Origin of the sequence: Hoylesella shahii, from assembly GCF_937990675.1 — a bacterium.
GTDB classification, from domain to species: Bacteria; Bacteroidota; Bacteroidia; order Bacteroidales; family Bacteroidaceae; genus Prevotella; species Prevotella shahii.
This window is the reverse complement of record NZ_CALKQY010000080.1, coordinates 34,585-43,074: the sequence shown is the minus strand read 5'-3', so window position 1 is coordinate 43,074 and position 8,490 is coordinate 34,585. Positions and strand designations below refer to the sequence as shown.

The window sequence follows — 8,490 nt, the reverse complement described above, 5'->3', positions numbered from 1 at the left end:
GTTCACGCTCCGCGCGTGTCATGCCGTTGAGGTATATTTTATTGATAGAATATTGCGCGGATAGTTTATTGTAACTCCCCTCGGCCGACTGCGCTAGTTTAACGTTAAGTTTGTTCAGTTCATTAGCCTCGCGCGTGGCCTGCTTTAACTCGGCTATCTTCTTGGCGGTTTCGCTCTCCGCAAAGGCTGTTTCGCGGTACGCCCTTGCCAACTTCTCGGCATCGCTCGATGCCTTGCGCGTGGCTTGCCGCCCCTCCTCGGTCGCGCCACTTACGCCCTTTAAACTAGCCGTTAATTGAATGGCCTCGCCCTTTATGTTCTTGAGCGTATTGGTGTACGTGTCCGAAAGTTCGTCTAGCTGCTTAATTAAGTCCGTTATCGAGTTATCGGGCGAAACTAAATCTTTGTAATGTATGGGGTTTACTTCTGTTGCCATATTTAGCTGTTCTTTTGCGCCTGTCGGCTTTATTCTTGTTCTGTCGCGTATATACTCACTTAATGCCATATAAGGCCGCTAACGCAAATCAATGCTTAGCTGCCTTACTCTGTCGCTTAACTTCATCTTCCATGTATTCGTATGAGTTGAAAAATTCTAGTACGGTAAATTCTTTCGGGTTGACGTGCAAATGCTTGCTTAAAACTAGACACATGTTTTCAAATTGCTTGTCGTACTTAATTTCAACGCTCTCCTTGCCCTCGTACGATTTGGGCTTAGCATACGTTATCAGTACGTTCGTAATCTGCTCTATCTGCTGCTTTGTTTGTTCGTTATTCCCTCCCTCGGCAATATCCTGCAAAACTAGCATTGTGTGCCGCTTTAACTGGTCGTAATATTCTTTTGTTGAAACATCGTCAAATGAGTTTGGAAAATAAACGCGCAAGTCATCTTCTATTTTTTTTTTGACCGCTCCAAACTGGGCGGCCAACTCGCTAACACTAACACTACTAAGCATGCCTAGCGTTTCGCGCAAAGCATCATCGGATATATCATTACGTGGCACTCCGTCAACTTCTGACACAAGGCAGGCGAATGCGCTGTGTTTCGGGCTTAACTCCGCCTGTACCGCATACAAGTTTTGTCGCATGTTCAACAATTCTTGCCCCGCTGCATCCTTGTTGCCATTTTGGATGTACCGCACAACTCGTTCTATGTGTGCATCGAAGTCGGCTAGGTCTGACCCTATTCCTGCATCGACTAGTAGCAGTTTGTTGTACTTGTGAAATCTCTTTATCGGCAATTCCGAAATATCATCATACAACTTCACCAAATGCTTACCTAGCTTTATTTGTTTCATAGCAGATAACGTGTTAGGGGCGTGGCGAAAAGCGGCAATGCGATGTAACTTGCATCGTGCGATAACACTATTAGGATAAAGGCGAGTAAACAGCACATCCACCAACTTAGACAAAATTCGCAATGCGCCATCTTTGAGAAAAACTCATTGCCTTTAACTTGCAAATGCTCGATAATTCCAATCTTTCGCAAGAACAAAAGCACAAAAGCGGCCAAAAAGGACACTAATATAACTGCATTCAAAAATTTAACTTCCATATTTTCTTTATTTTATTTGTAACAAGGTTCGTTGTATTTTATTTCTCCCTCTATCCGACACGCCCAATAAGGGTGCATCAAATATTGATTTGTCGTTTCGTCAAGTGTATAGCCCTTATAAATGTTCTCTGATAATTCGTATATCTTGTTGAACTCATAGCCGCAATTTGGGTGCTTAAACCCTCCGTTAAGTTCGCGCAAAAGCTGTGCTTTCAACTGCTCCGTATTGCGGTCTTTGGTGCTGTTGAACACGTGGCGCAAGTCAACCCACACAATTAACGCGAATGGCGTTTTGATTGTATTCTGCACACCTCGGTTATATGGCTCTATTCTGTGCGGCTCATTCACATCGAAAAAAGCGAAATTGCCTATATTGCCATCGGGGCTAACGCCTAGATAGTCATTATCATAGTTACCCTTGGTGTAATTCGTGCCGCCTGCATAGACAAATGGCTCTTTGTAAGTCTTTCCGTTAACAACTCGCGTTATACGCTGTGCGCGGCCAAAAATGGCATCTAGCCAACCTATTGTGCTTGCTAAACCTAGCTGCAAATCTGATATTGCCTTATCTAGCATAACGGCGTTATCCATTATCGGCGTTATTGCTTTTTTGTTTGTCATTGACCTCATTTTGCTAATATCTCTTTTAACTTATCCATAATTTCGGGGTAAATGTACTCCCAAATCAACTCCGCGCGATGCTCTGCGTTTAAGCCCATTATCTCTCCATACTTTTTTACCAATTCTTCTGTCTTAAAGTCGCTCGCTTTGATTGTAAAGCTTTCGTTTCCGACCTCAATGAAAAAAGAACTTTCAAACTCTCCCTCATCGCGAAGTGTCACGCGGTTTGTTGGCTGTCCCTTTTCCTCTTTAATCTTTATCGTTAGTGGCCTGTAAGGCTGGTAATCTGCAATTGACATTCCGAGCGCATTCTCGCCTTGCTCATATAGCTGTACTTCTGCGTTCATATCGACAATATATGGTTCATTGTCGATTATGATTTGCGCAATATACTCACCATTTGTTAGCTTTTCGTTGAAATCGCGCAAGTTGTCTGCGAGTTGCTTAAAAACCATTACACCACCCTGTATTTAACGCCATGATTGTTGCACTTCAAGCAAATGCGGTCTATCCCTTGCGTGTTCAATCGTAAGGCCGCATAGGTCTTTTTTAACTCGTGGCCTAGGCCGCTCGGTCTTGTTCCGCTGGTGTTGCCGTCTAGTTCATAAAGCAAGTCCATACGGCTGGCGTTGACTTGGTTTCGGTTAACTCTCGTTTCGGGGTTTAACGCCATTGTGCGCAATACTATGGCCGCTACTTGCTGCTGCAATGCCGTTGCAAAAATGCTGCGTTGCTCTACAATAAACTCCGACAAGTCACACGATACGGACACTTCCACGTTTAGCCCAAAATTGAATGTGCTTTGATAAATTATATCGCCGTTATCGAACAATTCGGGGCGGCTGCTCCAATTGCTGTCAACGCCTTTCTTAAAGGGGCTAATTTGTAAGTATTTCGTAAGTTCGCGCCAAACATTAACGTCACCCATATTGCACGTACCGCACGGCTCTCTACTCCAATCTTTCGATACATTGATACTTTCCATACCAATAGGCAAGGCGTTTTGGTCGTAACCGATGTACCATGAGCCGCCCGAATTGGTGCTGTTACCCATATATGGCAGATACCAATCTTTGGGCGACACCCAAACAAACATGCCGTTTGCCTTTGTTATTTCCACGTCAACAAACGAAATAGGCTCAACGCGTGACGAATGGAACAAGTATAGCCTAATCGTACCAGTTGCGCCAGACACTTGCAGCCCTATACGCTCTATCTTGGCCGTTACCCCCATGCTGCGAATGGGCGTTAGTTCCATTCCTACGAATGAGTTGGTATTCTCAATAACATTGCTAATTCGGCCTGCACCATCAAAAAAAGAAACGCGGTCGAGTAACGTCTTTGTTTCCTCGGCCAACTCTTTTGTTTGGATAAACGTTTGTACCATCTTCCGAATACCAGCGCGTGTAAGGTCTTGTAGATACTCGTTCAATAGGTAATATCCTGCCCACGGCTTATCACCTGCGCCGAAATCTTGTCGCGCGTAATCATCGTTGAAATCGCTTACATGTGTGTCGGGCGTTTCGTTTATGCTCTCTTTGAGCGCAATATAAACTCTATCCCTATATCTCACTTTTTGCCCTCGGTGGTACGTCCTAAACTCATTCCATTCGGGGTAATGAAATATAAAGTCTTCGGGGATAATCGAGCGTATATTGTTAAGCGTAACAAGTGGGTGCGCATCTTGGAACAACAAACCGCTTTCGCTCTTTGTCAAATCCTCGTTAATTGCCTTGGCTGGATTGTAGTCTTGCCGCCACCCAACCAAATTCAACAACTTATCTTCGATGTAACCTAGTCTATACATATTTTAAAGCAAAGTGAGGGGATAGGGTCTAGCCCCACCCCCTCGGTACACATTATGAAAACAACAAAGTTAAACCGCTTTGGTCTTAACTGGATTAGTGGCATCATTGGTAATGAATACAGGATTAGCCGACGGCACGCCACCAACTGGCCTTTCGATTTGGAACTTCATCACGGGGTTAGCGATTGTAGCCGGTGCGCTGTTGTATGCTACAACAAAACAAACGTCAATGCTAAATCCGTAATATTCCTTGGGGCTACAAGTTAGGTCGGCCGTGCCTTTTCCATTGGTTGCGCTTTGGTCGCCCGTGGTGTCTGTCTTGTGATAACCTAGAACAAGGTCAAACCAAGGTAGCATCACCGTTCCCCACTCGTGGCCAGTTGATTTCGCGTTACGCGCGGCATCGCGGTCTACACGCGTAAGAATGGCGCAATTACCATCCTCAACGACATAACCAGTACCAAACTTGCCACTCTCGTTAGCAATCGAGTTGGTATAGTGTAGAATTTTGTCTGTGAACTCCAAACGCTTGTTCTTCTCGTTGTAGACACCGCTCTGCGCTAGCTGCCTAACGTTAATATCAATGCCCGAATTACCGATAACGTGCAATTGTCCGCCGTACTTGTTGGCACGCATCATTGCGCCGCTATCGCCTAGAATGCTCTCACGCATGAGCCAAGGCACGTTAATAACATTGCCAGTCTTGTCGTAATAAGCTGGGTTGTTGAATACCTGCGTTTTGTTCAATTCCAAGGCCGCTACTGCTAGGCTGTCAATCTTCTCAAGCAGAGCGCGCGCGCAATTCTGATACTTGCGTAACATATCGCGCTGCAAACCAATGCTGTTGTTAGAGTAGGCAGACGGAACAATTGAGAAACCTGTACTCAAAGTTGTCCAAACAAGTTTGTACAGCTTGGAAGTATTGTCATTGTCTGGGATGGTACACGAACGTGAGTTCGTAACCGTTACGCCGCCGTTATAGTCTATAACTGGTATTGAAACGTCCATTCCCATGCTGTTAAATGCGGCTTGGCGCACATCTTCGGGAACGATTGACGTGGGCGAGTTCGTTTGCTGCATAAAGAAGTCAAACGCGCCGTATTCGCCCATCTGAACCATATTGCGGTCTAGTTCGTTTGCTTGTAGTCGTAAGTCTTGGACTACGGTTGCTAATAGGGACATAATTCTAAAATTTTATGTGTTACGAAAAATAGGCTAACCCACTGCCCGAATAATAATACTAAATAACTGGTAAAGCTTGATATTCCTCGCTTTCTCCGCAAATCTTGTCCATCTGTACGTAATAGTCTTTTGAACCACGTACAACGCCCTGCGCTGCTAGTGTCTGTGCTGCTAGGTCGATGAACTCCGAACGGGTCTTTGCGCCCGAAACGCTGATAGGCGCGCCACCGCCCTGCCCTGTCGGCTTAGTGCCGCTACCGCCTTGTGTTTGCGTGTCCAAAACTTTCATTTCGTTCAATTCACGCGTTATCAGTTCGGCGGCTGAATAAGGCATTAAGTTGGTAGCCGCATTGCGCATCACACTGCCGTCTTCATTGTGGAATGTAAGGACTTTGCCGCCCTTGCCATCGTCCTCGAATTGAGGTTTGAACCCTTTAACCTTTTCGAGGGTTTGTGCAACAATCATTTTTATAACGCTTTCGGGCAATTCGGCTTTAAACTTCAAGTTAGCAGTAGCATTGCGCAACTCGTTCTCAATCTTGTTGTTTAGCAACTGCTTTTCAAAATCGCCTTTTTGCCTTTCGTTCGTTTTTTTAAGTTCGGTAAACTCTTTTTGCACATTGGCCAAATCCGCCTTTGCTCTTTCAAGCTGTGCCGTAACCTCCTTGTTGTCGCCACCCTTTGCGACAATTTCCTCTAAGCGTGTCTTCTCTGCTTTGAGGTTTTCAATTTCAGTTTGGTGCGCTGCTGCTCCGTCTGCTTTCGCTTTCAACTCCAAAGCGGCGCGCTTGAGGTAGTTGTAAGTTTTCTCATCGCCATTGCGCGCTATACCCGTTGCGCTTGCAATGCTTTCGTCCATACCTCGGTACAACTCACCAATGCGGCGGCCGATAACATCGTTTTCATCGTTTTGGCTCATCTGAACCAATGCGCTAACTTGCTGGTCTGTTAAGCCTGCTAATTCTGTGTTAGCTTTAATCGTTTCTTGCGTTAATGCCATAATAACTTACCCTTTGTTATTGATTTGTAAACTTTTTACTTTTCTTGTTTTTTTGGCTTTTCAGACTGCTCGGCCTGCTTGTCGCGCTCGGCTAATGCCTTGTTAACAGCCTGTTCAATATCCGCTTGGCGCGTTTTCTCGAACTCCTCGCGCTGCTTTTGCAATGCTCGTTTAATCTTGTCTTGCTCTTCTTGTTCAGCGCGTGCGGCTGCCTGCTCGGCTTGGTTCTTCAAGAACTCGCGCGGGTCGTGCAATACTTTCAGCGTGTAGCCCAACTTCTTAAAGTTACTTACGTTTCTCTCGAAAGTTTGAACGCCAAACACATCGGTTGTTGGCGTGTGGACTGGCTTACCTGTTTTCGGGTCGTACTCCTCCATCCAAAGAGCCACATGGTACAGATGTTCTGTACCCTCCTGTACTTGGTAGTTTTCCGCTATTTGGTCAAGCGGGGTTTTGTTGTTGTCCTGCATAATCGTTAAATGTTTGTTTAATAATATCTATTTTCTTGTAAAAGTCTATTTCACTGCCAAAATCTAATATATTGGCGTTCTCTCGTTCAAATTTTCTAACAAAGTTAGAGAAATTCAGTTTAACTGCCAAATCTTCATTGGAAATAATGCCCTTACCATGATATTCTGCCACTTCTGAAAGTGTCAAGTGTGGGTATGGCTCTAATTCTCGTAAGATTAGCATTCGCTTTAACTCTGCTGGGTTATTGCGGTATTCTGTTTCCAAAATTTGAGTTTGCAAGGCATCTAGTTCGGCATCACTCGCGCCGCTATCCTTGGCATCCTTGTATTGCTTTCGCAAGTCGTTTGCGCTCAAATTGTAGAACTCTGTGCCGTAACTTATCGTTGCGCCCAAAAAGCCCTTTTTGTAACGAAGTAGGCAAATTGTTGTGTCAACCCATTTTTGCGCATCCTCAAAGCCTTTCTTAATGTTGTTCAGAATGGTTGTTTGACTTTCAAAGTTGGCGTTAACTTGCTTTTCGTTGATAGCTTGCGTGTTAACAAGTCCCTCGGTGTCCGTGCCTACACATGCCTTAACAATATCCGTTTCAAGCCTTACGCTTTCCTCTGTGTTGTAGTCCAAAGAACTGCGGTCAACGGTGAGCATCTGAATTGGATTGCGCAAATCGGGTTGTTCCTCCCCTGCTGCGCCTGTCTGTGGTATTGGAATTTCGATAAACGAGCCAACGCCCGCAATCCGCTTATCGCCACATTTGGGGCATCGCATTAACAGGCCGCTAGCATCATACAGATAATTGTCTTTTTTGTCTTTCAGAAAACCGCCGCTACAATGCTCCCCGCTCTCGTCATTGTGAAAATCGCACTCCATTTCGTAACCGCTGTATATTGGATATGCGCCGTACAAGTCTAAGTTTCGCTTAGATAGGTGGAAAAACAAAAACCATTCAAGCGACTCTAATTCAAGCGATAAGGGGCTTTTCTTAATATCGGGGTTTGAAATGTTCAACGGCTCGCCCCAAAAAAACCTTGCTGGCGTGTAGCCTAGGCCGTGCGACTTCTCAACAATAGGACTTATAGACAACACACCATCCTTGTATGAATACACACGATAATAAGCATCGTCTATAACTGCTATTCTGTCGTTTGGCTGTTTGAACGCAATAAACTCCATTTGTCCACATGGTTGGGCGACATAGCTTATAACGTTGTCGATGGTCAACCAATAAAAATAAGGCTGCTCGAACTCGTCCGACTTGTTAGGCTCGTGCGGCATATCGACTACAAGAATAGAGTTTATTTCGGTTTTGAAATAATCCCATCCACGCGTTGCCCAAATTTTCGGCTCATTCAGTACCTCTGTGCGGTACTTCTCCCAATCTTCTCGAAGACTTGTGTCAGTGAATTGGTAGTTAAACGCAGGATTTCGCCCATCGAACACACGGCTTAACTTGTCAAAAATAGTTCCTGCCGTCCTGTTCGTTCTGACTGGAAAGCGAAACATTAGTTTGAATTGGCGGAACTTGTCCTTTGGTAGCAAGTTACCAACCATGCCCAAAAAATCGGAAAGCGGCCTATTAAGGTTAGGCGTGACATTCGTGCAAGTGTGGAACTTAATCCGCTCCTGCTGCGCGCGCGCCTTGTCAATGGCGTCCCTATTCTTGGGCTGCTCGATTATCTGCCTTATCTCGTCTAAACTCAATATCATGGCCGTTGAATGTGTAATTACTTTTTTCGGGCAAACGCCACCCGCCATTGTTGGGCATTGCCAACAGGCGAGCGGCGTGCGTTACTTCAAACTCTCGCGTTACGCCCAAAGTGTCGTTGAACAACTCGATTAACGTAACCTTGCATCCCATAC

The 8,490-nt window shown here is 45.2% G+C and carries 10 protein-coding genes; all 10 read right to left on the bottom strand.

Annotated features, from left to right (window positions below):
* A partial coding sequence (locus tag QME03_RS11675; RefSeq protein WP_281724486.1) for a hypothetical protein occupies nucleotides 1–436 on the bottom strand: 436 nt, incomplete at its 3' end.
* An 88-nt stretch (nucleotides 437–524) separates the two neighbouring features.
* Nucleotides 525–1,295 (bottom strand): hypothetical protein, encoded by a 771-nt coding sequence (locus QME03_RS11670; RefSeq protein ID WP_281724485.1) that lies wholly within the window; start codon nucleotides 1,293–1,295, stop codon nucleotides 525–527.
* Between the two features lie 269 nt (nucleotides 1,296–1,564).
* Complete coding sequence (locus QME03_RS11665; protein WP_281724484.1) at nucleotides 1,565–2,173, bottom strand: hypothetical protein; 609 nt, start codon at nucleotides 2,171–2,173, stop codon at nucleotides 1,565–1,567.
* A gap of 5 nt (nucleotides 2,174–2,178) precedes the next feature.
* Nucleotides 2,179–2,628: a hypothetical protein gene (locus QME03_RS11660; protein WP_281724483.1), complete on the bottom strand. Its 450-nt coding sequence runs from the start codon at nucleotides 2,626–2,628 to the stop codon at nucleotides 2,179–2,181.
* On the bottom strand, nucleotides 2,628–3,980 hold the full coding sequence (locus QME03_RS11655) for a hypothetical protein (RefSeq protein WP_281724482.1): 1,353 nt from the start codon (nucleotides 3,978–3,980) through the stop codon (nucleotides 2,628–2,630). Before QME03_RS11655 ends, QME03_RS11660 begins: the two co-directional genes overlap by 1 nt.
* A gap of 69 nt (nucleotides 3,981–4,049) precedes the next feature.
* Complete coding sequence (locus QME03_RS11650; RefSeq protein ID WP_281724481.1) at nucleotides 4,050–5,162, bottom strand: hypothetical protein; 1,113 nt, start codon at nucleotides 5,160–5,162, stop codon at nucleotides 4,050–4,052.
* 58 nt (nucleotides 5,163–5,220) lie between these two features.
* A complete protein-coding gene (locus tag QME03_RS11645) occupies nucleotides 5,221–6,162 on the bottom strand; it encodes a hypothetical protein (protein WP_281724480.1) in 942 nt (313 codons plus the stop codon).
* 35 nt (nucleotides 6,163–6,197) lie between these two features.
* Nucleotides 6,198–6,632, bottom strand: coding sequence for a hypothetical protein (locus QME03_RS11640; RefSeq protein WP_281724479.1), 435 nt, complete (start codon nucleotides 6,630–6,632; stop codon nucleotides 6,198–6,200).
* The gene (locus tag QME03_RS11635) at nucleotides 6,604–8,337 is read right to left on the bottom strand and encodes a hypothetical protein (RefSeq protein WP_281724478.1); all 1,734 of its coding nucleotides are present in this window, start codon (nucleotides 8,335–8,337) and stop codon (nucleotides 6,604–6,606) included. Before QME03_RS11635 ends, QME03_RS11640 begins: the two co-directional genes overlap by 29 nt.
* Entirely contained in the window at nucleotides 8,285–8,488 is a 204-nt protein-coding gene (locus QME03_RS11630; RefSeq protein WP_281724477.1) for a hypothetical protein, read from the bottom strand. The genes QME03_RS11635 and QME03_RS11630 overlap by 53 nt, the downstream gene beginning before the upstream one ends.
* Between the last annotated feature and the right edge of the window lie 2 nt (nucleotides 8,489–8,490).

What these genes read in the sequence shown, in the direction of transcription:
- QME03_RS11665 (WP_281724484.1), bottom strand. Translation starts at nt 2,173, where the DNA reads ATGACAAACAAAAAAGCAATAACGCCGATAATGGATAACGCCGTTATG.
- QME03_RS11630 (WP_281724477.1), bottom strand. Translation starts at nt 8,488, where the DNA reads ATGGGATGCAAGGTTACGTTAATCGAGTTGTTCAACGACACTTTGGGC.
- QME03_RS11655 (WP_281724482.1), bottom strand. Translation starts at nt 3,980, where the DNA reads ATGTATAGACTAGGTTACATCGAAGATAAGTTGTTGAATTTGGTTGGG.
- QME03_RS11640 (WP_281724479.1), bottom strand. Translation starts at nt 6,632, where the DNA reads ATGCAGGACAACAACAAAACCCCGCTTGACCAAATAGCGGAAAACTAC.
- QME03_RS11645 (WP_281724480.1), bottom strand. Translation starts at nt 6,162, where the DNA reads ATGGCATTAACGCAAGAAACGATTAAAGCTAACACAGAATTAGCAGGC.
- QME03_RS11660 (WP_281724483.1), bottom strand. Translation starts at nt 2,628, where the DNA reads ATGGTTTTTAAGCAACTCGCAGACAACTTGCGCGATTTCAACGAAAAG.
- QME03_RS11670 (WP_281724485.1), bottom strand. Translation starts at nt 1,295, where the DNA reads ATGAAACAAATAAAGCTAGGTAAGCATTTGGTGAAGTTGTATGATGAT.
- QME03_RS11635 (WP_281724478.1), bottom strand. Translation starts at nt 8,337, where the DNA reads ATGATATTGAGTTTAGACGAGATAAGGCAGATAATCGAGCAGCCCAAG.
- QME03_RS11650 (WP_281724481.1), bottom strand. Translation starts at nt 5,162, where the DNA reads ATGTCCCTATTAGCAACCGTAGTCCAAGACTTACGACTACAAGCAAAC.